We start from the raw sequence: 22,093 nt of genomic DNA, 5'->3' as shown, positions 1-22,093 counted from the left end.
GCTCTTTTTTGATACCGAGGGATTGCCATGGATCGCATCATCTACACCGCGATGACAGGCGCGAGCGCTGCGGCGCAGCGCCAGGCCGTGCTCTCAAACAACCTGGCCAACGCCTCGACCAACGGCTTTCGCGCCGAGATGTCGGCGTTTCGTGCGGTACCGCTGCGCGGCGACGGTGCGACCACGCGCGTGTTTGCGCTCGAAGCCACGGCGGGCCATGTCGATACGCCCGGCCCGGCGCAGCAGACCGGGCGCAACCTCGATGCCATGGCCGTGGGTCAGGCCTGGTTTGCCGTGCAAGGGCTCGACGGCACCGAAGCCTACACGCGCGCCGGCCGCCTCGAAGTCTCCACCGACGGCCAGCTCGTCAACAGCATGGGGCAGCCGATGTTGTCCGACCAGGGCACGCCCATCGACGTGCCGCAGGGCGCCGAGGTCACGCTGGGCGACGACGGCACCGTCACGGCGCGCATTCCCGGGCAGCAGCCCACCACGGTGGGGCGCCTGAAGCTCGCCACGCCCACGCCGGACGATCCGCTCAAGCGCGGCGACGATGGGCTTTTTCGCACCGCTTCGGGCGATCCGCTGCCCGCCGACCCGAACGCCAAGCTGCAAAGCGGTGCGCTCGAGGGCTCGAACGTGAACTCGGTGCAGGCCATGGTGGACATGATCACCGCGGCGCGCCAGTTCGAACAACAAATGCAATTGCTGCAGACGGCGCAGTCCGACGACAAGGCCGCGAGCCAGTTGCTGAACATGAACGCATGAATCGGCGCAGGAGCAGCCGCCGCTGCATTCCACCAAGGAGCAAACCGCCATGATGAATTCGCTGTGGATCGCCAAGACCGGCATGTCCGCCCAGCAGACCGAGCTGGACGTGATCTCGCACAACCTGGCCAACGTCTCGACCACGGGCTACAAGCGCAACAGCGCCCAGTTCGCCGATTTGATCTACCAAAACCTGCGCCAGGTGGGCGCCAACGCCGACGAGCAAAACCAGCTGCCCACGGGCCTGCACCTGGGCCTGGGCGTGCGCACCGTGGCCACGAGCCGCAACTTCACCCAGGGCACGCTGCAAGAGACGCAAAACAGCCTGGACGTGGCCATCAACGGCAATGGCTTTTTCCAGGTGACCATGCCCGACGGCACGCTGGCCTATACGCGCGCGGGCTCGTTCCAGCTCGACGGCGCAGGCCGCCTCGTGACGCCCAGTGGCTTGCCCGTGGCCAACGGCATCACCGTGCCGCCCGGTGCCACGAACGTGAGCATTGCCACCGACGGCACGGTGTCGGCGGTGCTCGCGGGCGCCACGGCGCCTTCCACCATAGGCACGCTGGCGATGGTCAACTTCGTCAACCCCGCGGGGCTCGAGCCCGTGGGCGACAACCTCTACAAAGAGTCGGTTGCCTCGGGCACACCGCAGGGCGGCACGCCCGGCACGAACGGCCTGGGCACGATCAAACAGGGTTTTTTGGAGAACTCCAACGTCAACGTGGTGGAGGAGCTCGTGAACATGATCCAGACGCAACGCGCCTACGAGATGAATTCCAAGGCGATCCAGACGGCAGACCAGATGCTCGCCAAGCTGGGCCAACTCTGAGCGCCGCAGACCGCACGCTTTTGCGAGGATTTTTTGCCATGGCCCGCCTTTTTGTCTCTGTTCCTGCGCTGCTGCGCCTGCTCGTGTGCGCCGGCGCCGCCGCGCTCGTGGGCTGCACCAGCCTCATGGAGCCGCCGCCCGTCGATGTGCTGCCGACCAAGCCGCCGCAACTGCCGCCGGCCGCCGCGGCGCGGCCCGCGAACGGCAGCCTGTTCAGCGCCGCGACCTACCGGCCCGCGTTCGAAGACCGGCGCGCGCGCTTCGTGGGCGATACGGTGACCATCATGATCGTGGAAAACGTCACGGCCAAGCAGGAGTCTTCGTCCGGCATTGACCGCAGCGGCTCGATCTCGGGCGGCATCAAGTCCTTTCCGTTCGTGAGCAATTGGCTGGCGAACAAGTCCACCATGGACGTGGGCTCGGAAAACAAATTCAGCGGCCAGGGCAACACGCAAAGCACCAACACCTTCACGGGCTCCATCACCGCGACGGTGGTCGAGGTGCTGCCCAACGGACACCTCGTGGTCACGGGCGAAAAGCAGATCGGCGTGAACCACAACGTCGATGTGCTGCGCTTTTCAGGCACGGTGGACCCGCGCAACCTGCTCGCGGGCAGCGTCGTCAACTCGACCCAGGTCGCGAACGTGCGCATCGAGTCGCGCGGCCGCGGCGCCCAGGCCGAGGCCCAGGCCATGGGCTGGCTCGGGCGGTTTTTCAACATGGTGACGCCGTTTTGAGCGGGTTTGCGGCGCGCGGCAATGGGAATCTTGGGAATCGTGGGAATCTGACCCCCATGCGCACCTCGAATTACTCGTTTTGCGCGGCGGCGCGCAGCACCTGACGCGCCACTTCGGCGCCAAAGCCGCGCGCGGCGAGAAAGCGCATCTGCCGCGCCTGCTCTTGCGCATTGGCGGGCAGCGTGCCAAAGCGCCGCTGCCACACGGCCTGGGCGCGTGCGAACTCGCTCGCGCGCAGGCTGTCGGCGGCGGCACGCACCAGTTCTGCGTCGAGTCCTTTGTGGCGCAGCTCCTGCAGCACGCGCTGCGTGCCCAGGCGCGGCGCGCGGCGGCGCAGCAGGGATTCGGCGGCGCGCGCGTCGCTCAAAAAACCTTTTGCTTCGAGCTCGCCCAGCAGTGCTTCGAGGTCTTCCCCGGCCTGCACGTGCGGCGCGAGCTTGGCGGCGAGCTCGGCGCGCGCGTATTCACGCCGCGCCAGCAGGCGCAGCGCACGGCCTTTGAGCGACGGCGTGGCAAAGCCCATGGAAAGACTACGTTAACGATAGCTACTAGCGCTTGCTGCATAAGCGCTAGAGCCACTTTTTGTGCTTCATTTTCGAAGTGGCTCAAACCGGCTCGCCGCCCGTGGCCGGCGCCACGGCGGGCGGCAGTTGCGCGATGCCCAGCTGGGCGCGCACGAGGTTTTCGATCTCGCGCGCAAGCTCGGGGTTGGCGCGCAGGAACTCGCGCGCGTTGTCGCGGCCCTGGCCGATTTTTTCGCCCTTGTAGGCGTACCAAGCGCCGGATTTTTCGATGATCTTGGCGTTCACGCCCATGTCGATGATCTCGCCTTCGCGGCTGATCCCTTCGCCGAACAGGATGTCGAACTCGGCCGTCTTGAACGGCGGGCTGACCTTGTTCTTGACCACCTTGACCTTGGTTTCGTTGCCTATCGATTCCTCGCCCTTTTTGATCGTGCCGGTGCGGCGGATGTCCAGGCGCACCGAGGCGTAGAACTTGAGCGCATTGCCGCCCGTGGTGGTTTCAGGGCTGCCGAACATCACGCCGATCTTCATGCGGATCTGGTTGATGAAGATGACCATGCAGTTGGTCTTTTTGATCGTGGCGGTGAGCTTGCGCAGCGCCTGGCTCATGAGGCGCGCCTGCAGGCCGGGCAGCGCGTCGCCCATTTCGCCCTCGATCTCGGCCTTGGGCGTGAGCGCCGCGACCGAGTCGATCACGATCAGATCGACCGCGCCCGAGCGCACCAGGCTGTCGACGATCTCGAGCGCCTGCTCGCCGGTGTCGGGCTGGCTGATGAGAAGGTCGGGCAGGTTGACGCCGAGCTTTTGCGCGTATTGCACGTCGAGCGCGTGTTCGGCATCGACGAAGGCGCAGGTGCCGCCCTGCTTTTGCATCTCGGCAATGACCTGCAGCGTGAGCGTGGTCTTGCCCGAGCTCTCGGGGCCGTAGATTTCGATCACGCGCCCGCGCGGCAGGCCGCCCACGCCGAGCGCGATGTCGAGCCCTAGCGAGCCGGTGGAGACGACCTGGATGTCCTCGATCGCCTCGCCTTCGCCCAGGCGCATGATGGTGCCCTTGCCGAACTGCTTTTCGATCTGCGCGAGCGCCGCTTGCAGGGCCTTGGCTTTTTCGCTGTTCGCGGAAGATGCGAGGGGGCTGCCCTTGGTGGCCATGTCCATGAAAAACTCCTTCAAAAAAAGCGGGTGGTGAGCCGGGCGGGTGCGCGGAACTCCTGTGCTGCCCGCAGGGAAAACTGGATACTTGCACAGTAGTTTATGCGCGCAATGCGTGAATTTGGCAGATAATTTAGTCAGTTTGATTGACGAATTGCCATGAGCGAAATACCTCTGCCGACTGCTGCCGACGACGCCTGGCGCCAGACGCACCTGGGCCGCTTGCTCGGCCATGCGCTGCGCCGCTTCGATGCGCGCGTGCTGGAGTTGATGGCGCACAACGTCGAGGTGCCGCTCGCGCTGTCCAACCTCGCGGCACGCAACCAGGTGTCGGCCGCGCACATCCACATCACGCGCCATCTGCGCCTGCAGGGCGACCGCCTGACCGACCTGGCCGCGCGCGCAGGCATGAGCAAGCAGGCCATGGCGGCGCTGGTCGATCAGTGCGAGGCTTGGGGTCTGGTCACGCGCTGCGCCGACGCGCACGACGCGCGCGCTCGGCGCGTGCACTTCACGCCCACGGGGCTCGCGTGGCTGCAGGCCTTTCGCGACGCCGTGGCGCAGGCCGAGGCCGAATTCCGCGCCGAGGTCGGCCCCGAAGTGGCGACCGTGGTGGCATTGGGGCTGGAGGCCTACGCGCAGGGGCTAGCAGCCTGTCGGACTTTGGAATCGTCGGCTGCGAATGCGCCGCAGCGGCCCATTTTTTACCGTCTTCTTGCCCCATAGTCCCGCTATGGGGCGGCGAATCCGGCAAAAACTGGCCTCGCTGGGGCACATTCTCGCTATCGACGCCCAAAGTCCGACAGGCTGCCAGAGACGCCTTGAGGGCCGCAGACAGTGTGCGGGCTGGATTCCAAGTTCGACAAAAGCCTAGCGCGCACCCTGCGCGAGCATGCACACCTGCTGCGCCAGGCGCTGCAATGCCTGCCAGCCGTCGTTGGGCCAGTCGGGCTGCGGCAGGCCCTTGACGATGCCATCGACGACATGCGCGGCTTGCAGCAGCTGCGCGAGCGTGGCTTCGTTCAGGCGCGGCAGCAGGCGTTCGAACAGGCGCTCCTTGGGGCCCCAGATGCGCTGCTCGCGCAGCACCATGGGCAAGGGGCGGCCGGCGTTCAGCGCAGCTTTGGCGCGGTGCAATGCGCGGATGTCTTCGGCCAGCGCCCAGTGCACGAGCACCTCGGCCTCGCCTTCGGCCTGCAGGCCGTCGAGCAGGCGCTGCACGCGCGCCGGCTGGCCGCCGAGCACGGCCTCGGAGAGCTGGAATACGTCGTAGCGCGCGACGTTGAACACGGCCTCCTGCACCTGCGCGAGCGTGAGCTCGCCCGGCGGGTAGAGCAAGGCGAGCTTTTGCACCTCCTGGTGCGCAGCGAGCAGGTTGCCCTCGACGCGGTCGGCAAAGAGCTGCAGCGTGCGCTGCCCCGCCTCGCCCGCGGCCACGCGCTGGCCCTGCTGCTGCAGGCGCTGCGCTATCCATTGCGGCAGCGCGGCGCGCGCGATGGGCTCGATCTGCACGGTGACGCCGTGCGCATCCAATGCACCGAACCACGCCGTGCTCTTGCCGGCCTTGTCCAGCCGCGGCAGGTGCACGAGCGTGAGCGTGCCGCCGCCATCCTGCGCTGCGGCAGCGAGCTCCTGCAAGGCCGCAGCGCCCTCCTTGCCGGGCTTGCCCGAGGGGATGCGCAGCTCGATGATCTGCCGGTCGGCGAACAGGCTCAGGCTGTTGCCTGCGGCGAGCACGCCGCTCCAGTCGAAATGCGCACCGCTCACGGTGAATACGCTGCGCTCGCTGTAGCCACGCGCGCGCGCTGCGGCGCGGATGGCGTCGGCCGCCTCCTGCAGCTGCAGCGGCTCGTCACCGTGCAGCGTGTAGAGCGCACGCAAGCCTTTTTGCAGGTGGGTGGCGAGCTGGTTCAGGGCGAGCTGCATGGCAAAAAATCAAGAACTGAATCGGCCTGTAGTGCATTGTTCGACGCTGTCTGCGACATAAAACCGCGTCTTTTCGGCCTGGGCCGCGTTGCAAATCCTCGCGATACCACCCGGTATCGCTGCGGTTTGCGCCTTGCCCAGACCAAAAATCCATCGGTTTTATTTGTCGCATCAAGCATCAAACACTGCACTAGCCCAGTAAATACGAGCGCTGACAGCTACTCAAAACGCAGCATCACGGCATGCGCACCGCCGCGAGCCGGCGCATGAGCTGCTGCACGATGTCGGTCTGCATGGCACGAAACTGCAGCGCTTCTTCGGCCTCCTTGGCGAGTGCGATCGATTCGCTGTAGCTGATGTCGCGCTTTTGCAGGAGCTCGGTGGTTGGGATCAGCTCCACACCCGTGGGCGTGCGCAGCCGGAACTGCACGCGCAGGCGCAACTCGAGCTCGCGCACCTCGCCCGAAGCGTTGCGGCCCACGACGACGCGCTCCTGCCGTGCCGATGGCAGCTCGAGGATGACGTCGGCCGTGGGCATCGCGGCCGGATCGGTGATGAGCTGCAGTTTGCTGCCCGAGGATTCGATGGTGCGCTGGAGCTCGCGCGCGAGCGGCATGCCCGGCGGCGCCATGATGTAGAGCGAACGGAAGTCGAACTCCGGCACGCCGCGTAGCCGAAAGCCGCAGGCCGAGAGCGCGAGTGCGGGCGCGACCGTGGCGGCGAGCGTGCTGACCCCGCCGAGCAGACGCCGTCTGGACGGGTTCGGCACGGCCGGCACAGCGGACGCATCCGTGGGCGCATCCGTAGATGCAGGAGGCGGGTAGTGCAGCGTGCGCATGGCGTTCAGACCACGATGTTCACGAGCCGACCCGGCACGACCACGATTTTTTTCGCGGCAGCGCCTTGCGCGTGCTTTTGGAAGGCTTCGCTCGCAAGCGCGATCTGCTCTATCGCCGCCTTGTCGGCCTGCGCGGGCACGTGGATCGCGCCGCGCAGCTTGCCGTTGATCTGCAGCACGAGCTCGACCTCGTCCTGCACCAGCGCGCCGGGATCGACCTGCGGCCAGGGCGCGTCGAGCAGCTCGCCGAACGCCTTGGCGTAGCCGAGCGCCTGCCACAGATGGTGCGTGATGTGCGGCGTGGCCGGGTACAGGCAGCGCAGCAAGATGCCAAAGCCTTCCGCGAGCGCGATCTGCGCGCCGGCGTCGTCCGCCGCGGCAGCGGCGCGGAAGTCCTCGAGCGCGTTGAGCATCTTCATCGCGCCCGAGACCACGGTGTTGTATTGCATGCGCTGGTAGTCGTAATCGACCTGCTTGAGCACGCCGTGCACCTCGCGGCGCAGCGCCTGGGCCTGCTTGCCGAAGCGCACGTCCTGCAAGCCTTTGGAGTCTTTTTGCCCGCCAAGGCTTGCTGCAAGAGCGCTGGCAGCTTCCATATTCATAGTGGAGAGCTGCACGCCGAATTGCCACACGCGGCGCAAAAAGCGGTAGCTGCCTTCGACGGCGGCGTCGTTCCATTCGAGCGTGGCCTCGGGCGGCGCGGTGAACATGGTGTACAGGCGCGCGGTGTCGGCGCCGTACTTTTCGATCAGGTCCTGCGGATCGACGCCGTTGTTCTTGGACTTGGACATGGTGCCCACGCCCTCGTAGTCTATGGGCGTGCCTGCGGGCAGGTCGCCCACGGCGTGCTTGAGGCGCGCGCCCACGACCTTGCCGTGCTCATCGAACACCTGCTCCACGTCCTGCGGCCAGAAGTATTCCTTGCCGCCTTTTTCATTGCGCCGGCTATAGATGTGGTTGAGCACCATGCCTTGCGTGAGCAGGCGCGTGAAGGGCTCGTCGATCTGGATCAGCCCGAAATCGCGCATGACCTTGGTCCAAAAGCGCGCGTACAGCAGGTGCAGGATGGCGTGCTCTATGCCGCCGATGTATTGGTCCATCGGCATCCAGTAGCGCGCGCCCTCGGCCACCATGGCCTGGTCGTTGTGCGGGTCGCAATAGCGCATGAAATACCAGGAGCTGTCCACGAAGGTGTCCATGGTGTCGGTCTCGCGCCGCGCGGGCTTGCCGCAGCAGGGGCAGGCGACGCGCAAAAACGCCTCGCACTTGGCGAGCGGGTTGCCGCTGCCGTCGGGCACGAGGTCTTGCGGCAGCACCACGGGCAGGTCTTTTTCGGGCACGGGCACGGCGCCGCAGGTCTCGCAGTGGATGATGGGAATCGGCGTGCCCCAGTAACGCTGGCGGCTGATGCCCCAGTCGCGCAGGCGCCAGGTGGTTTTCTTCTCGCCCAGGCCCTTGGCCGCGAGCGCGGCGGCCACGGCATCGACCGCAGCTTTGCATGACAAGCCACTGAACGGGCCCGAATCGACCGTGACGCCGCGCTGCTTGTCGGCGTACCAGTCCTGCCAGCGCGCAGGATCGAACTGCTCGCCGGGCACTTGCACGACCTGCTTGATCGGGATGCCGTACTTGCGCGCAAACGCAAAATCACGCTCGTCGTGCGCGGGCACGCCCATCACGGCGCCGTCGCCATAGCCCATGAGCACGTAGTTGCCCACCCACAGCGGCAGCGCCTCGCCCGTGAGCGGATGCGTCACCGTGAGGCCCGTGGGCATGCCCTTTTTCTCCTGCGTGGCGAGCTCGGCCTCGGTGCTGCCGCCGGTCTTGCACTCTGCGATGAAGGCCGCGAGCGCGGGATTGCCACGCGCGGCGTGCGTGGCCAACGGGTGCTCGGGCGCGACGGCGCAGAAAGTGACGCCCATGATGGTGTCGGCGCGCGTCGTGAACACGTACAGGCGCCCCGCACCAATGAGCGCGCCGTCGTCGCCGCGGATGTCGTGCAAAAAGGCAAAACGCACGCCCTCGCTCTTGCCGATCCAGTTCTCCTGCATGAGCTTGACGCGCTCGGGCCAGCCCGGCAGCTTGTCGCCCGTGACGTAGTCGAGCAGCTCCTCAGCGTAGTCGGTGATCTTGAGGTAGTAGCCCGGAATCTCACGCTTTTCCACGAGCGCACCGGTGCGCCAGCCGCGCCCGTCGATCACCTGCTCGTTCGCGAGCACGGTTTGATCGACCGGGTCCCAGTTCACCACCTGCGTCTTGCGGTAGGCGATGCCTTTTTCCAGCATCTTCAGAAACAGCCATTGGTTCCACTTGTAGTAGCTCGCGTCGCAGGTGGCGATTTCGCGGCTCCAGTCGATCGCCAGGCCCATGGCCTGCATCTGCCGCTTCATGTACGCGATGTTGTCGTACGTCCACTTGGCGGGCGGCACGCCGTTTTTCAGCGCCGCGTTTTCCGCCGGCAGGCCGAAGGCGTCCCAGCCCATGGGCATGAGCACGTTGTAGCCCTTCATGCGCAGCTGGCGCGTGAGCATGTCGTTGATGGTGTAGTTGCGCACGTGGCCCATGTGCAGCTTGCCGCTCGGGTAGGGCAGCATGGAGCAGGCGTAGAACTTGGGCTTGCTTGCGTCTTCGGTCACGCGGTAGGCGTCGCGCGCGGCCCATTCGGCCTGGGCTTGGCGCTCTATGTCTTGGGGGGAGTATTTTTCTTGCATGGGGGCGGAGGAAAAAAAGGGGCCTGCGCAGGCCCGGCCGCGCCGATTTTAGGCTTAGGCTTCGGGCGGCCTCTCTGGCTGGATGCCGACGGCGCCGCGGCGCATCAGCGCGCCGGTTGCGGCTCGGCCACGAAGCCTAGGCGGTGCAATCCCGCCTGGTGCGCGAGGCCCATGACTTCGACCACGCGGCCATAGGGCACGCGGGCGTCGGCGCGCAGCTGCACTTCGGTGTCGGGCTGGCTGGCGCCAATGCGCGCAAGGCGCTCGGCCAGTTGCGCCTGCGTGAGCGGCTGGTCGCCCAGATAAGCCTGCCCCGCGCGATCGAGCACCAACGTGACCGCAGGCGCCGCTGCGCCGGTCGTAGAGGTGCCTTGCGCGCGCGGCAGCTCCAGGCGCAGGGCGCTCGCGAGCAGCGGCGCCGTGAGGATGAGGATCACCACCAGCACCAGCATCACATCGACCATGGGCGTGATGTTGATCTCGCTCATGGGCTGCGGCGCAGCGCGGCGTTCGAGGCGGCCAAAGGGCATGGTGCGGGCACCTCAAAAGTTCGAATGCGCGGTTTCGGCGGACGCTGCCGGCGCAGACGCGCCGCGCCCGCCATCGGCGAGCAATTCGCGCAGGTCGAGCGCAAAGCCTTCGAGCTCGGCCTCGATGCGCGCGAGCACGCGGCCGAAGCCGTTGTAGGCGAGCACGGCGGGAATCGCCACCGCCAGGCCCGCCGCGGTCATGACCAGCGCTTCGCCCACCGGGCCCGCGAGTTGCGCGAGCGTGACCTGCGCGCTCGAGGTCTGGGCCAGCACGCGCAGCGCGTGGTGGATGCCCCACACCGTGCCGAGCAGCCCGACGAACGGCGCCGTGGCGCCCGCCGTGGCCAGCAGCACCTGGCCCCATTGCAGCCGTGTGAGCACCCCATGCAGCGCGTCGCGCAGCGCGCGCGTGAGCCGCTGCGCGCGCGCCCCCGCCGTGGCGAGCGAACCGTCGGCCGTTTGCGTTGCTACCGAATTCGCAGCCACCACCATAGGCAGGACGAGCGCCTCACGGTCGAAATGCTCTAGGCTTTGGGCCGCCGCGGCGAGATCGGGCGCCTGCCAGAACGCCGCGAGGCAGCGCGGCAGGTCGGCACTCGCGCGGCGCAGCTGGCGCGCCTTCCAGAGGATCACCACCCAGCCCATGACGGACATGGCCAGCAGCACCAGTGCGGCAAGCTGCGTGAGCGCGTCCGCCTTGAGCCACCAAGCGAGCAAGGACATGCGCTACGCCCGCCGCCTACAGGCCCAGCACGTCGGCCATGTCGAACAGGCCGCGCTCGCGCGTCAGCACAAAGCGCGCCGCGCGCAGGCTGCCCTGCGCGTAGGTGGCGCGGCTCGACGACTTGTGCGTGATTTCGATGCGCTCGCCCGTACCTGCGAACAGCACCGTGTGGTCGCCCACGATGTCGCCGCCGCGGATGGTCGCAAAGCCTATGCTCGAAGGGTCGCGCTCGCCCGTCACGCCGTGGCGCTCATAGACCGCGCAGTCCGCCAGATTGCGCCCCAGCGCCCGGGCGACGACCTCGCCCATCTGCAGCGCCGTGCCCGAGGGCGCATCGACCTTGTGGCGGTGGTGCGCTTCGATGATTTCGATGTCGTAGCCCGTGGCCAGCGCTTTTGCGGCCAGCTCGAGCAGCTTGAGCGTGACGTTCACGCCCACGCTCATGTTGGGCGCAAACACGATCGCCGTGCGCTGCGCATAGGCTGCGATTTCGGCCTTTTGTGCCTCGCTGAAGCCCGTGGTGCCGATCACCGCCTTCACGCCCAGCGCGCTGCACACCGCGAGGTGCGCGAGCGTGCCCTCAGGGCGCGTGAAGTCGATCAGCACATCGGCGCCTTGCAAGCCGGCCTGCAGGTCGTCGGTGATCAGCACACCGCTGCTTTGACCCAGGAAGGCCGCTGCGTCGGTGCCCACGGCCGGGCTGCCACGCTGGTCGAGCGCACCTGCGAGGACGCAGTCGCTGCTGGCTCGCACGGCCTCGATCAGCATGCGGCCCATGCGGCCCGAGGCGCCGGCGACGGTGATGCGGCAAGGTTGCGCGGTGGATGGAGGAGCGGAAGGAGATGTCATGAGAAGCAAGCGAGCAAATGGAGACGGGCGGCCTTTCGGGCGCAGCAGCTTGTCAGTGCAGCGAGGATTCGAGCGGCGGGTAGCTCACGGGTGGCGCATCGCTGGAGGCCGATGCGGCGGCGCCGGGCGGGGCTGCAGCATCCTCGGCCGCCGGTTCGGAGGCCGCCGTGCGCGGCGGCGCCGGATAGCGCGCGAGCTGCTCCGGCGTGGCTTCGAGCGGCGGCACTTTGCCAGGCTTGGACTGCTTGCCCAACGATGCGACGAACTCGGTTTCCGAAGGCATGGGATCGCCCTCGTAGCGCTGCAGCACGTCGTTTTCGAAAAACACCGTCAGCCTGCGCGTTTGCGGTTGCTCACCGGGGCGCTTGATCGTGAACACGTAGTCCCAGCGGTTCGCGTGGAACAAACTCGTGACCAAGGGCGTCCCGAGAATTTCGCGCACCTGCTCGCGGCTCATGCCGGGCTGCAGGGCCTCGACCTGCTCGCGCGAAACGAAATTGCCCTGCACCACTTCCACGCGGTAAGGGGTGACCATGCCGGCCAGGCTGTTCGTGGCATTGTTCAGGCTATTGCACCCGCCCGCGGCCAAGGTGACGGCGAGCAAGACGAACCGGCCCAGGCGGGCACTGCGATGGGCATTGACGGACATGGAAAGAGCACGCGGGATATGATCGAGTCATTGTAGCGGTTGGGCCACGCAGGCCCGCCCATCAACCAATCCCATGGCCAACATCGACGAACTCAAGAGCACCGGCCTCAAGGCCACTTTACCGCGGCTGAAGATTTTGGAGATCTTCCAGCGTGGCAGCCAACGCCACATGACCGCCGAAGACGTCTATCGCGTGTTGCTCGAAGAGCGCTCCGACATAGGCTTGGCGACGGTCTATCGCGTGCTGATGCAGTTCGAGCAGGCGGGCATCCTGATCCGCAGCAATTTCGAAAGCGGCAAGGCGATTTACGAAATCAACGAAGGCCAGCACCACGACCACTTCGTCTGCACCTCGTGCGGCAAGGTCGAGGAGTTTTACGACCCCGAGATCGAGCGGCGCCAGCAAGCGATTGCCAAAGCCAAGGGCTGGCGCGTGCTAGACCATACGCTCGCCCTGTATGGGCAGTGTGCCAGTTGCGCCCAAAAGCAAACGCACACGGATTGAGCGCGCGCGGTACGCCGAGATTCACTCCGTCTGCGCGGCTTCACCCAACATCGCCCGGCGATGGCGCGCAACGAACTCCTGATAGGTATTGATACCGCGCATCTGCAAAATGGTGTTGCGCACTGCGGCCTCGACGAGCACGGCCATGTTGCGCCCGGCAACCACCTGGATCACCACCTTGCGGATCGGCACGCCCAGCACATCCTGCATGAGCGGCTCGTGAGGCAAACGCTCGTACTCGCGCTCCATCGTTTCCTTGCGCACCAGGTGCACGATGAGGCGCAAGCGCATCTTGCGGCGCACGGCAGCTTCGCCAAAGATCGCGCGAATGTCGAGCAAGCCAATGCCGCGAACTTCGAGCAGGTTTTGCAGCAGTTCAGGGCAGCGACCCTCGATCGTGGCCTGGTTGATGCGGTACAAGTCCACCGCATCGTCGGCCACGAGGCCATTGCCACGCGAAATCAGCTCGAGCCCGAGTTCGCTCTTGCCCAGGCCCGACTCCCCCGTGATCAGCACGCCCAGGCCCAGAATGTCCATGAACACGCCGTGCATGGTGGTGCGCTCTGCGAAGTATTTGGACAAATATGCGCGCAGCACGTCGATCACGAAAGCCGAGGATTCGCGCGTGGCAAACATCGGAATTTGGGCACGCTCGCACATCGAGATCAATGCGTCCGGCGCCACTTGGCCGTCGGCCAGTATCAACACAGGCGGCTCCAGCGTCACGATGCGCGCAATGCGGCGCTTGCAATCTTCAGGCGTGGCGTTGGTGAGGTAGGCGATCTCACGCGCGCCCAGGACTTGCACCCGATAGGGATGGATGTAATTGAGGTGACCGACCAAATCGGCGCCCGAGTGTGCTGCACGCACGACCTCCTCATCGAAGCGCCGCTCGGAAGCACCCAGGCCAGCGAGCCACTCCCACTTCAAGGTGCTGCGAAACTCCTCGAACAAGACGTCCGCGCTAATGGCGTGGGGTTTCATGGCATCCGATTCAGACGGGCTGGGCCGACTGCCAGCGGGCGATCAGGTCGTGCAATTCGGCGGCATCCGTGGAGGTCTTGAGCTTTTCCCGTAAGTTCGCGTCGCTGAGCAATTCCGCAATCTCGGAGAGGATCTGCAAATGCTTTTGCGTCGCAGCTTCGGGTACGAGCAAAAAAATCAAAAGGCTCACGGGCTGCTCGTCCGGCGCGTCAAAGCCAATCGGCTTTTGCAGCTGAAACACCGCTGCCATGGGCGCTTTGAGCCCCTTGATGCGGCCATGCGGGATCGCCACGCCGTGGCCCAGCCCGGTCGAACCAAGGCGTTCGCGCGCAAACAAACTGTCGGTAATCAGCGCACGCGACAGACCCTGCTGACTTTCGAACAAAAGCCCGGCCTCTTCAAAGGCACGCTTTTTGCTTGTAGCATCGACGCCCACGAGCACTTGTGTCACGGGCAAGATAGCGGCGAGTCGGTTCATGGCAATGAGTGGGCGATTATGCACTGGTTACAACCCTTCCCAGGTAGCGCAGCAAAAACCGCCCGAAGGCGGTTGCGGCTGCGCTGCAAGCGACAGCCGAAGGTCAGGCCTGAAGTTCACGTTTCACAGGTTCGTGGTGGTGATTTTGCACCCGGTCTTTGTGGCGCACGACCTGCCGATCCATTTTGTCCATCAGCTCGTCCACGGCCGCATAGAGATCGGCATGGGCGCTTTCTGCGAACAAGTCGCAACCCTTGACGTGGATATTGCACTCGGCGCGCTGGCGCTTTTCTTTCTCTTTTTGCTTTTCCACGGTAAGAAGCACTTTGATGTCGACCACTTGGTCGAAGTGGCGCGTGACGCGCTCCAGCTTGCTGATGACGTAATTGCGAAGCGCAGGCGTGACTTCGAGGTGGTGACCGCTGATCGTCAGGTTCATGGGAAAGTCTCCTAAGTTCCTAAGGCTTCGAGGGAAAGGAGCGCAGCCCCGCAGCGAGGCCACGCAGCAACGAAAGCAGTTTCACTATGCGCCGGTATGCCATGAAAAGCAATATGGCGTCGTACATCCCTTGCGCTGAACAGGAAACGACTGCACATTGCCCGCCGGCCTGGAACGTAGAATCGATCTTTCGCCTTTCTCGCCTTTCTTCACTTTCCCTATGATGCCGTCGAGCCCACCCGCCCTGCATACCTCCCATTTGCATTCGCTGCCGCTGCTGGCGCGCGGCAAGGTGCGGGACAACTACGCTGTCGGCACGGACCGCATCCTCATGGTCGCAACCGACCGGATTTCGGCATTCGATGTGATCATGGACGACCCGATTCCGGGCAAAGGGGTGCTGCTGACGCAGATGGCCTTGTTCTGGTTCGACAAGCTGCAAGCGATCTGCCCCAACCATCTGACCGGCGAAACGCCCGAGAGCGTGGTGCAGCCCGATGAGGTCGAGCAGGTGCGCGGCCGCTCCATGCTCGTGCGACGCCTGCACCCCGTGCCCATAGAAGCCGTCGTGCGCGGTTATCTGGCCGGCAGCGGCTGGCAGGAATACCAGGCCACGCAAACGGTCTGTGGCGTGCCGCTGCCCGCGGGTCTCTCGAATGCCGCGCGCTTGCCTGAGCCCATTTACACCCCTGCGGCCAAAGCAGCGGTGGGCGCGCACGACGAGAACATCACCTACGAGCGCACGGTGCAAATGGTGGGGCCCGAACGCGCGGCACGCATTCGCGATCTGAGCCTCGCCCTGTATCGCAGCGCAGCACAGTTTGCGCTCACGCGGGGCCTGATCATCGCCGACACCAAGTTCGAGTTCGGTCTTGCGGCCGATGGCAGCCTGGTGCTGATGGACGAGGTACTCACGCCTGACAGCTCACGCTATTGGCCCGTCGAAGGCTATGAGGAGGCCTTGGCGGCCGGCGCAAACCCGCCGAGTTTCGACAAGCAATTTTTGCGCGATTGGCTCGAGCACGCGCAAATCGATGGCAAGCCGTGGAACAAAACGCCACCCCCGCCCCGCCTGCCGCGCGAGGTGATCGAAAAGACCGCCGAAAAATACCGCGAGGCGTTGCAGCGGCTCATGGGTTGATCGCAAGGATCACGGGCGTGGAGATACCGATGAACATTCTCAGCACCGCAGGCAGCAAAGCGCCCGTATCCGACAGCATGACCCGCTCTGTGCACTGGGTCGTGCGCATGAACCACCGCAACCGCACGATGTCTTTCGTCTGGGTGCTGTTGATGCTCGCATCCCACATGTGGGAGCGCGGCTATGGCCCGGTGGCCTGGATGCTGCTGTGCCTGCAGTTTCTGGTCTATCCCCACGTGGTGTATTTCGTCGCGGCACGTTCGAAAAACCAGTTGCGCACCGAACTCGGCAACATGCTGCTCGACGGGCTGATGTTCGGCATCTGGATGGCGGCGCTGAAGTTCCCGCTCTGGATCAGCTTCACGCTGTTCATCTGCGCGGGCATCAACATGACGGTGTTCCGCGGCGCCGCAGGGGCCTTGCTGGCTGCGGCGGTCATCGCCTGCGGCACGCTGGTGGGGGCGGCAGTGTTCGGCCTGCATGCCGAACCCGCTACGGGGACGCTGACGACCAGCCTGAGCATTGCCACGCTGTCGCTGTACCTGCTGGTCGTGGCCAAGGACGCCTATGCCCGCTCAGTGATGCTTTTCCAGACGCGCCAGCAGTTGCGCGCCAAGATGGATGAAGTCATGGCGCTACAGCAGCAGCTGCAGGAGCAATCGACGCAGGACCCGCTCACCGGCCTGTTCAACCGCCGCTACCTCGGGGATGCCATGGCGCGCGAGCTGTCGCGCTGCGCGCGTTCGGGGCTGCCGCTGAGCATCCTGCTCGTAGACATAGACCACTTCAAGCGCATCAATGACGCCTTCGGTCATCAGGCGGGCGATGCCGTCATCGTGCACCTTGCCCAGCTGCTGCGCGAGCACGCGCGCGCGGCCGACGTCGTCTGTCGCTATGGTGGCGAAGAATTCTTGTTGCTGTGCCCCGAAATGCCACTGGCAGCGGCACTGGAGCGCGCACAGCAGTACCGCACGAGCTTTGCCGCGCAGCCACTGCAAGCCGGAGCGGTGTCGATTGCGGTGACTTTGTCTGCAGGCGTCGCGACGTTCCCGCAGCAAGGCGAATCGGCTGAGGCGCTGATTCGCAGCGCCGACCAAGCGCTGTACCGCGCCAAGGCCGCGGGCAGGAACCGCATTGAAGTGGCAAGCCTGGCGCAGTGAGGGCCTCCGACCGGCCCAGGAGCCCGGGCGCCGTGGCCTCTCAGGGTTTGTTTCCGGTCGGGAAGGGCCACGCAACTTGCGGATTCAGGGTCGTTTGTGCCGCAGGAACGGCTGAAGGAACCGCTTTGGCGCGTTTTTTTGCTGGCGCAGCAGCCTTCTTCGCGGGAACCGCCGCTTGTTTCGCAGGAGCAGCGGCTTTTTTTACCGGGGCAGCCACTTTCTTTGCGGGCGTTGCGACTTTCTTGGCGGCTGGAGCCGCTTTCTTTGCAGAGGTCGCCACTTTTTTCGCAGGGGTACCCGCGGCTGTCGCAGGTGCGGCCGCCTGCACTTTCTTTGCAGCCGCAGCGACTTTTTTGGTGGGGGCGGCCGCCTTCGTCGCAGGTACAGCAGCCTTTTTCGCGGGTGCTGTGCTGGCCTTCTTGGCGGGTACCGCTGCCTTTTTTGCGGCGGCTGTGGCTTTCTTCGTGGCCAGGGCTATGGCCGACTTTTTCGCGGGCGCTGCGCTTGCCTCCTTCACAGGTGCGGCGGCCTTTTTTGCAGGTGCCGCGGCTTTCTTCGTGGCCGGGGATGCGGCCGATTTTTTGCCAGTTGCCATCAGTTTCTCCTTGGGTCGATTTGCAGTGGGCACACTCTCGTAATGCTGGGTCGGAGGCAGTCCGTGAAGATGAGGCTCGGCTCCTTGCGCATGAACATGCAAAGCCCCTCGCCAGATCCCCGGGGGAACAACAAATGGGCGGCAGGGGTCATGGTCATGGCTTTCGTGCACCCTGACAGGATCAATCCCAGGAGAGTGCGCCTCCAGACTGGTATTCGATGACCCGCGTCTCGAAGAAATTGCGCTCCTTCTTGAGGTCGATCATCTCGCTCATCCAGGGGAAGGGGTTTTCTTCGTTGGGGAAAAGGGGTTCAAGGCCGATTTGCGTGGCACGGCGGTTCGCGATGTAACGCAGATAGCCTTTGAACATGGAGGCGTTCAAGCCCAGCACGCCACGCGGCATGGTGTCTTCGGCGTAGCGGTATTCGAGCTCGACCGCTTTGAGGAAGAGCTCCTTGACCTCGGCTTTGAACGCTGGCGTCCACAGCTGCGGGTTCTCGAGCTTGAGCTGGTTGATCAGGTCGATGCCGAAGTTGCAGTGCATGGACTCGTCGCGCAGGATGTATTGGTACTGCTCGGCCGCGCCAGTCATTTTGTTTTGCCGGCCCAGCGCCAGGATTTGCGTGAAGCCGACGTAGAAGAACAGCCCTTCCATCAGGCAGGCGAAGACGATCAGGCTCTTGAGCAGGGTCTGGTCGGCCTCGGGCGTGCCGGTGTGGAAATGCGGGTCCATGATCGCGTCGATGAACGGGATCAGGAATTCGTCCTTGGCGCGGATCGCGGGAACTTCATGGTAGGCGTTGAAGATTTCGCCCTCGTCGAGCCCCAGCGACTCGACGATGTACTGGTAGGCGTGCGTGTGGATGGCTTCTTCGAAGGCCTGGCGCAGCAGGAACTGGCGGCATTCGGGCGCCGTGATGTGGCGGTAGGTGCCGAGCACGATGTTGTTGGCGGCCAGGCTGTCGGCGGTGACGAAGAAGCCCAGGTTGCGCTTGACGATGCGGCGCTCGTCCTCGGTCAGGCCGTTCGGGTCTTTCCAGAGCGCGATGTCGCGCGTCATGTTGACCTCTTGCGGCATCCAGTGGTTGGCGCAGGTCGCGAGGTATTTTTCCCAGGCCCATTTGTATTTGAAGGGCACGAGCTGGTTGACGTCGGTCTGGCCGTTGATGATGCGCTTGTCGGCGGCGTTGACACGGCGCTCGGACATTTTTTGCGCCGCGGCCTGGGGCCTGGGGGCGGCGAATGCGGCCGCCGCATTTTCGGGGGCGCGGGGTGCAAGAAACGACTGCGTGCCGAGCATAGTACCGCCGGGAGGCAGTGCAATGCCCGGTGCGACAGATGCGGCGGGGGTGGTTTCTTCGTCCCAATTCAGCATGGTTTTTTCCGTGCAAGGATTATGAAAGCAGTGCTGCAAAATGAAAAGCACTCCAGCGCGTTCTGGCAAGGTTTTTTTGCATTCGAGCGCGTCTGGAGTGTCGGCAGCGCAGGTTATTGGCAGGCTTCGCAGGTCGGATCGTCTATGGCGCAGAACTTGACGTCCGTCGCCGGCAGTGTGGGCGTTGCGGCGGTGGCAAAAGCCGCTGGCGCGCCGCCTTGGCCCGTGCCCACGGCATTGAGCTGCTGGCGGTTCACGGTGCTCATCTCGACGTGCGTGGCGCTTTGCGTGCGCAGGTAGTACGTCGTCTTGAGGCCGCGCAGCCAGGCGAGCTTGTAGGTTTCGTCGAGCTTCTTGCCCGAGGCGCCGGCCATGTAGATGTTCAGGCTCTGCGCCTGGTCGATCCACTTCTGGCGGCGCGCGGCGGCTTCGACCAGCCAGCGCGGCTCGATCTCGAAGGCGGTGGAATACAGCGCCTTCAGGTCGGGCGGCACGCGGTCTATCGGGTGCAGCGAACCCTTGAAGTGCTTGAGGTCCAGCACCATCACGTCGTCCCACAGGCCCAGGCGCTTGAGGTCGCGCACGAGGTAGCCGTTGATGACGGTGAACTCACCCGAGAGGTTGCTCTTGACCGACAGGTTGCCGAACGAAGGCTCGATCGAGGCATCGACGCCGACGATGTTGCTGATGGTGGCCGTGGGCGCGATGGCCACGCAGTTGGAGTTGCGCATGCCGTCCTGTGCGATCTTGCGGCGCAGCGCGTCCCAGTCCAGGCGCATGCTGCGATCGACTTCGAGGAGCCCGCCGCGCGACTGCGCGAGCATGTCCAGCGTGTCGAAGGGCAAGATGCCGCGCTCCCAGAGCGAGCCTTGGTAGCTCGAATACCTGCCGCGCTCGCGCGCGAGCTCGCTCGAAGCCCAGTAAGCGTAATAGCACAGCGCTTCCATAGAAGCATCGGCGAATTCCACCGCCTCTTGCGAGGCGTAGGGGATGCGCAGCTCGTACAGCGCGTCCTGAAAGCCCATCACGCCCAGCCCCACGGGGCGGTGGCGCAGGTTGGAGTCGCGCGCCTTGCGCACGGCGTAGTAGTTGATGTCGATCACGTTGTCGAGCATGCGCATGGCCACGGACACGGTTTTGCGCAGCTTGTCGTGGTCCAGCACCTTGGTGGGCTGGCCATTGGCATCGAGCGGGCCGTCCTTGAGGTGCTGCAGCAGGTTGACCGAGCCGAGGTTGCACACCGCGGTTTCGCTGTCGCTGGTGTTGAGCGTGATTTCGGTACACAGGTTGGACGAGTGCACCACGCCCACATGCTGCTGGGGCGAGCGCACGTTGCAGGCGTCCTTGAAGGTGATCCAGGGGTGGCCCGTCTCGAACAGCATGCTGAGCATCTTGCGCCACAGATCGACCGCCTGCACGGTCTTGCTGGGTTTGATCTCGCCGCGCGCGGCCTTCTCTTCGTAGGCCACGTAGGCAGCCTCGAAGTCGGCGCCGAATTTGTCGTGCAGGTCGGGCACGTCGGAAGGCGAGAACAGCGTCCATGGCCCCTTTTCCAGCACGCGCTTCATGAACAGGTCGGGAATCCAGTTGGCCGTGTTCATGTCGTGCGTGCGGCGGCGGTCGTCGCCGGTGTTCTTGCGCAGCTCGAGGAACTCCTCGATGTCCAGGTGCCAGGTCTCGAGGTAGCAGCAGACGGCGCCCTTGCGTTTGCCGCCCTGGTTCACGGCCACGGCCGTGTCGTTGACCACCTTGAGGAAGGGCACCACGCCTTGCGATTCGCCGTTCGTGCCCTTGATGTGGCTGCCCAAGGCGCGCACGCGCGTCCAGTCGTTGCCCAGGCCGCCGGCAAATTTGGACAGCAGGGCGTTTTCCTTGATGGCTTCGTAGATGCCGTCGAGGTCGTCGGGTACCGTGGTCAGGTAGCAGCTCGAGAGCTGCGAGCGCCGCGTGCCGCTGTTGAACAGCGTGGGCGTGCTGCTCATGAAGTCGAAGCTGGACAGCACTTCGTAGAACTCGATTGCGCGCGCTTCGCGCTCCACCTCGTTGAGCGCCAGCCCCATGGCCACGCGCATGAAAAAGGCCTGCGGCAGCTCGATGCGCGTCTTGCGCACATGCAGAAAGTAGCGGTCGTACAGGGTTTGCAAGCCCAGGTAGTCGAACTTCAGGTCGCGCTCGGGGCGCAGCGCGGCCGCCAGGCGCGGCAGGTCGAACTGCAGCAGGCGCTCGTCGAGCAGCTCGTTGTCCACGCCTTTGCGGATGAACTGCGGAAAGTAATCGACGTAGCTTTGCGCCATTTCGCCGGGTGCGACATCGCGCCCCAGCACCTCGCGCACGATGGTGTGCAGCAGCAGACGCGCGGTGGCGTAGGTGTAGCCAGGGTCTTTTTCGATCAGCGTGCGCGCCGCGAGGATGGCGGCCTTGTAGACCTCGTCCATGGGCACGCCGTCGTAGAGGTTGCGCAAGGTCTCGACGACGATGGGCTGCGCCTGCACGTCCGCGCCCAGGCCCTGGCATGCCGTGGCGATGAGCGACTCGAGCCGCTGCAGGTCGAGCGCCACGCGCGCGCCGCCGTCGAGCACGTGCAGCTGCGGTGCCGCTGGCGCCTGCTGCGCCGCCTGCTGGGCGCGCTCCTGCGCACGGCGCTCGCGGTAGAGCACGTAGGCGCGCGCCACCTCGTGGTGGCCGCCGCGCATCAGACCGAGTTCAACCTGGTCTTGTACGTCTTCGATGTGGAAGGTGCCGCCGCCCGGGCGCGAGCGCAGCAGCGCGCGCGTGACGGCCTGCGTCAGGCCATCGACCACTTCGCGCACGCTGGCCGAGGCCGCACCCTGCGTGCCGTGCACCGCGAGAAAGGCTTTCATCATCGCGATGGCGATTTTTTGCGGCTCGAAAGGCACGACGGCGCCGTTGCGGCGGATGATCTGGTAGTGCGCAAAGGCGCTGGCGCCGGCAGACGTTGCAGCGGCGGCTGGCCCTTGCGGGGCTGGAAAGCCAAGGGGCTCGGGAGATGGCATGGCAGCTTGCATGGGAGTCCTCTCGTCCTTTGGGGAACGGTCGTGAAAGCGGGGGGGGCGCGCAGGGCGCCGTGGCGAGTGCTTCGGGCGGTGACTATAACACTAGATTTAGTGTTTTGAAGTCATGAAAAACGCTACAGGTAGCGTTTGCTTTTGTACGCA

General features: G+C 65.1%; 22 protein-coding genes. 7 read left to right on the top strand and 15 right to left on the bottom strand.

The window, feature by feature from the left end:
• The first annotated feature begins 27 nt into the window (after positions 1-27).
• The 3 genes from flgF to DFR45_RS04695 are packed head-to-tail and all read left to right on the top strand — an operon-like array spanning position 28 to position 2,337.
• Complete coding sequence (gene flgF / locus DFR45_RS04705; RefSeq protein ID WP_114482528.1) at positions 28-768, top strand: flagellar basal-body rod protein FlgF; 741 nt, start codon at positions 28-30, stop codon at positions 766-768.
• Between the two features lie 49 nt (positions 769-817).
• Positions 818-1,600 carry a flagellar basal-body rod protein FlgG gene (gene flgG, locus DFR45_RS04700; protein ID WP_114482527.1) on the top strand — a complete coding sequence of 261 codons (783 nt, stop codon included), beginning with the start codon at positions 818-820 and terminating at the stop codon, positions 1,598-1,600.
• A gap of 38 nt (positions 1,601-1,638) precedes the next feature.
• Positions 1,639-2,337, top strand: a complete 699-nt coding sequence (locus DFR45_RS04695; protein WP_114482526.1) for a flagellar basal body L-ring protein FlgH — start codon at positions 1,639-1,641, stop codon at positions 2,335-2,337.
• A gap of 70 nt (positions 2,338-2,407) precedes the next feature.
• Here DFR45_RS04695 and recX read toward each other — a convergent pair whose 3' ends face one another.
• Entirely contained in the window at positions 2,408-2,860 is a 453-nt protein-coding gene (gene recX / locus DFR45_RS04690) for a recombination regulator RecX (protein WP_114482525.1), read from the bottom strand.
• 82 nt (positions 2,861-2,942) lie between these two features.
• A complete protein-coding gene (recA, locus tag DFR45_RS04685) occupies positions 2,943-4,019 on the bottom strand; it encodes a recombinase RecA (protein ID WP_114482700.1) in 1,077 nt (358 codons plus the stop codon).
• A 153-nt stretch (positions 4,020-4,172) separates the two neighbouring features.
• Here recA and DFR45_RS04680 point away from each other — a divergent pair, with 153 nt between their 5' ends.
• The gene (locus DFR45_RS04680; RefSeq protein ID WP_114482524.1) at positions 4,173-4,739 is read left to right on the top strand and encodes a MarR family winged helix-turn-helix transcriptional regulator; all 567 of its coding nucleotides are present in this window, start codon (positions 4,173-4,175) and stop codon (positions 4,737-4,739) included.
• Positions 4,740-4,883: 144 nt separating this feature from the next.
• On the opposite strand, the gene holA is transcribed toward DFR45_RS04680, so the two are convergent.
• The 7 genes from holA to DFR45_RS04645 all read right to left on the bottom strand — a co-directional run bounded on the left by holA (position 4,884) and on the right by DFR45_RS04645 (position 12,240).
• Positions 4,884-5,939 carry a DNA polymerase III subunit delta gene (gene holA, locus DFR45_RS04675; RefSeq protein WP_114482523.1) on the bottom strand — a complete coding sequence of 352 codons (1,056 nt, stop codon included), beginning with the start codon at positions 5,937-5,939 and terminating at the stop codon, positions 4,884-4,886.
• 235 nt (positions 5,940-6,174) lie between these two features.
• Positions 6,175-6,777 carry an LPS-assembly lipoprotein LptE gene (locus DFR45_RS04670; protein ID WP_114482522.1) on the bottom strand — a complete coding sequence of 201 codons (603 nt, stop codon included), beginning with the start codon at positions 6,775-6,777 and terminating at the stop codon, positions 6,175-6,177.
• 5 nt (positions 6,778-6,782) lie between these two features.
• Positions 6,783-9,488: a leucine--tRNA ligase gene (gene leuS / locus DFR45_RS04665; RefSeq protein WP_114482521.1), complete on the bottom strand. Its 2,706-nt coding sequence runs from the start codon at positions 9,486-9,488 to the stop codon at positions 6,783-6,785.
• 104 nt (positions 9,489-9,592) lie between these two features.
• The gene (locus tag DFR45_RS04660; protein WP_114482520.1) at positions 9,593-10,018 is read right to left on the bottom strand and encodes an ExbD/TolR family protein; all 426 of its coding nucleotides are present in this window, start codon (positions 10,016-10,018) and stop codon (positions 9,593-9,595) included.
• Between the two features lie 12 nt (positions 10,019-10,030).
• Positions 10,031-10,741 (bottom strand): MotA/TolQ/ExbB proton channel family protein, encoded by a 711-nt coding sequence (locus tag DFR45_RS04655; protein WP_114482519.1) that lies wholly within the window; start codon positions 10,739-10,741, stop codon positions 10,031-10,033.
• A 16-nt stretch (positions 10,742-10,757) separates the two neighbouring features.
• Positions 10,758-11,591, bottom strand: a complete 834-nt coding sequence (gene dapB, locus DFR45_RS04650; protein WP_114482518.1) for a 4-hydroxy-tetrahydrodipicolinate reductase — start codon at positions 11,589-11,591, stop codon at positions 10,758-10,760.
• A gap of 52 nt (positions 11,592-11,643) precedes the next feature.
• Complete coding sequence (locus DFR45_RS04645; protein ID WP_114482517.1) at positions 11,644-12,240, bottom strand: outer membrane protein assembly factor BamE; 597 nt, start codon at positions 12,238-12,240, stop codon at positions 11,644-11,646.
• A 73-nt stretch (positions 12,241-12,313) separates the two neighbouring features.
• Here DFR45_RS04645 and fur point away from each other — a divergent pair, with 73 nt between their 5' ends.
• On the top strand, positions 12,314-12,745 hold the full coding sequence (fur, locus tag DFR45_RS04640) for a ferric iron uptake transcriptional regulator (RefSeq protein WP_114482516.1): 432 nt from the start codon (positions 12,314-12,316) through the stop codon (positions 12,743-12,745).
• Between the two features lie 21 nt (positions 12,746-12,766).
• Here the strand turns inward: fur and hprK are convergent, their stop codons facing one another.
• The 3 genes from hprK to hpf all read right to left on the bottom strand — a co-directional run bounded on the left by hprK (position 12,767) and on the right by hpf (position 14,646).
• Positions 12,767-13,729 (bottom strand): HPr(Ser) kinase/phosphatase, encoded by a 963-nt coding sequence (gene hprK / locus DFR45_RS04635; protein ID WP_114482515.1) that lies wholly within the window; start codon positions 13,727-13,729, stop codon positions 12,767-12,769.
• 10 nt (positions 13,730-13,739) lie between these two features.
• Entirely contained in the window at positions 13,740-14,207 is a 468-nt protein-coding gene (locus tag DFR45_RS04630) for a PTS sugar transporter subunit IIA (RefSeq protein ID WP_114482514.1), read from the bottom strand.
• Between the two features lie 103 nt (positions 14,208-14,310).
• A complete protein-coding gene (hpf, locus tag DFR45_RS04625) occupies positions 14,311-14,646 on the bottom strand; it encodes a ribosome hibernation-promoting factor, HPF/YfiA family (RefSeq protein WP_114482513.1) in 336 nt (111 codons plus the stop codon).
• Between the two features lie 223 nt (positions 14,647-14,869).
• On the opposite strand from hpf, the gene DFR45_RS04620 reads away from it, so the two are divergent.
• Positions 14,870-15,787, top strand: coding sequence for a phosphoribosylaminoimidazolesuccinocarboxamide synthase (locus DFR45_RS04620; RefSeq protein WP_174564675.1), 918 nt, complete (start codon positions 14,870-14,872; stop codon positions 15,785-15,787).
• Positions 15,788-15,816: 29 nt separating this feature from the next.
• Entirely contained in the window at positions 15,817-16,947 is a 1,131-nt protein-coding gene (locus tag DFR45_RS04615) for a sensor domain-containing diguanylate cyclase (RefSeq protein WP_114482511.1), read from the top strand.
• A gap of 40 nt (positions 16,948-16,987) precedes the next feature.
• On the opposite strand, the gene DFR45_RS04610 is transcribed toward DFR45_RS04615, so the two are convergent.
• The 3 genes from DFR45_RS04610 to DFR45_RS04600 form a co-directional block, all read right to left on the bottom strand.
• The gene (locus tag DFR45_RS04610; protein ID WP_114482510.1) at positions 16,988-17,542 is read right to left on the bottom strand and encodes a histone; all 555 of its coding nucleotides are present in this window, start codon (positions 17,540-17,542) and stop codon (positions 16,988-16,990) included.
• Between the two features lie 181 nt (positions 17,543-17,723).
• Positions 17,724-18,917, bottom strand: a complete 1,194-nt coding sequence (locus DFR45_RS04605; protein WP_114482509.1) for a ribonucleotide-diphosphate reductase subunit beta — start codon at positions 18,915-18,917, stop codon at positions 17,724-17,726.
• Positions 18,918-19,030: 113 nt separating this feature from the next.
• Positions 19,031-21,943, bottom strand: coding sequence for a ribonucleoside-diphosphate reductase subunit alpha (locus tag DFR45_RS04600; protein WP_114482508.1), 2,913 nt, complete (start codon positions 21,941-21,943; stop codon positions 19,031-19,033).
• Between the last annotated feature and the right edge of the window lie 150 nt (positions 21,944-22,093).

The organism is Extensimonas vulgaris (assembly GCF_003337425.1).
GTDB lineage: Bacteria > Pseudomonadota > Gammaproteobacteria > Burkholderiales > Burkholderiaceae_C > Extensimonas > Extensimonas vulgaris.
This window is presented reverse-complemented; position numbering and strand designations above follow the sequence as displayed.

Coding starts and splice junctions, on each gene's coding strand:
- flgF (WP_114482528.1), top strand. CDS start 28: ATGGATCGCATCATCTACACCGCGATGACAGGCGCGAGCGCTGCGGCG.
- flgG (WP_114482527.1), top strand. CDS start 818: ATGATGAATTCGCTGTGGATCGCCAAGACCGGCATGTCCGCCCAGCAG.
- DFR45_RS04695 (WP_114482526.1), top strand. CDS start 1,639: ATGGCCCGCCTTTTTGTCTCTGTTCCTGCGCTGCTGCGCCTGCTCGTG.
- recX (WP_114482525.1), bottom strand. CDS start 2,860: ATGGGCTTTGCCACGCCGTCGCTCAAAGGCCGTGCGCTGCGCCTGCTG.
- recA (WP_114482700.1), bottom strand. CDS start 4,019: ATGGACATGGCCACCAAGGGCAGCCCCCTCGCATCTTCCGCGAACAGC.
- DFR45_RS04680 (WP_114482524.1), top strand. CDS start 4,173: ATGAGCGAAATACCTCTGCCGACTGCTGCCGACGACGCCTGGCGCCAG.
- holA (WP_114482523.1), bottom strand. CDS start 5,939: ATGCAGCTCGCCCTGAACCAGCTCGCCACCCACCTGCAAAAAGGCTTG.
- DFR45_RS04670 (WP_114482522.1), bottom strand. CDS start 6,777: ATGCGCACGCTGCACTACCCGCCTCCTGCATCTACGGATGCGCCCACG.
- leuS (WP_114482521.1), bottom strand. CDS start 9,488: ATGCAAGAAAAATACTCCCCCCAAGACATAGAGCGCCAAGCCCAGGCC.
- DFR45_RS04660 (WP_114482520.1), bottom strand. CDS start 10,018: ATGCCCTTTGGCCGCCTCGAACGCCGCGCTGCGCCGCAGCCCATGAGC.
- DFR45_RS04655 (WP_114482519.1), bottom strand. CDS start 10,741: ATGTCCTTGCTCGCTTGGTGGCTCAAGGCGGACGCGCTCACGCAGCTT.
- dapB (WP_114482518.1), bottom strand. CDS start 11,591: ATGACATCTCCTTCCGCTCCTCCATCCACCGCGCAACCTTGCCGCATC.
- DFR45_RS04645 (WP_114482517.1), bottom strand. CDS start 12,240: ATGTCCGTCAATGCCCATCGCAGTGCCCGCCTGGGCCGGTTCGTCTTG.
- fur (WP_114482516.1), top strand. CDS start 12,314: ATGGCCAACATCGACGAACTCAAGAGCACCGGCCTCAAGGCCACTTTA.
- hprK (WP_114482515.1), bottom strand. CDS start 13,729: ATGAAACCCCACGCCATTAGCGCGGACGTCTTGTTCGAGGAGTTTCGC.
- DFR45_RS04630 (WP_114482514.1), bottom strand. CDS start 14,207: ATGAACCGACTCGCCGCTATCTTGCCCGTGACACAAGTGCTCGTGGGC.
- hpf (WP_114482513.1), bottom strand. CDS start 14,646: ATGAACCTGACGATCAGCGGTCACCACCTCGAAGTCACGCCTGCGCTT.
- DFR45_RS04620 (WP_174564675.1), top strand. CDS start 14,870: ATGCCGTCGAGCCCACCCGCCCTGCATACCTCCCATTTGCATTCGCTG.
- DFR45_RS04615 (WP_114482511.1), top strand. CDS start 15,817: ATGAACATTCTCAGCACCGCAGGCAGCAAAGCGCCCGTATCCGACAGC.
- DFR45_RS04610 (WP_114482510.1), bottom strand. CDS start 17,542: ATGGCAACTGGCAAAAAATCGGCCGCATCCCCGGCCACGAAGAAAGCC.
- DFR45_RS04605 (WP_114482509.1), bottom strand. CDS start 18,917: ATGCTGAATTGGGACGAAGAAACCACCCCCGCCGCATCTGTCGCACCG.
- DFR45_RS04600 (WP_114482508.1), bottom strand. CDS start 21,943: ATGCAAGCTGCCATGCCATCTCCCGAGCCCCTTGGCTTTCCAGCCCCG.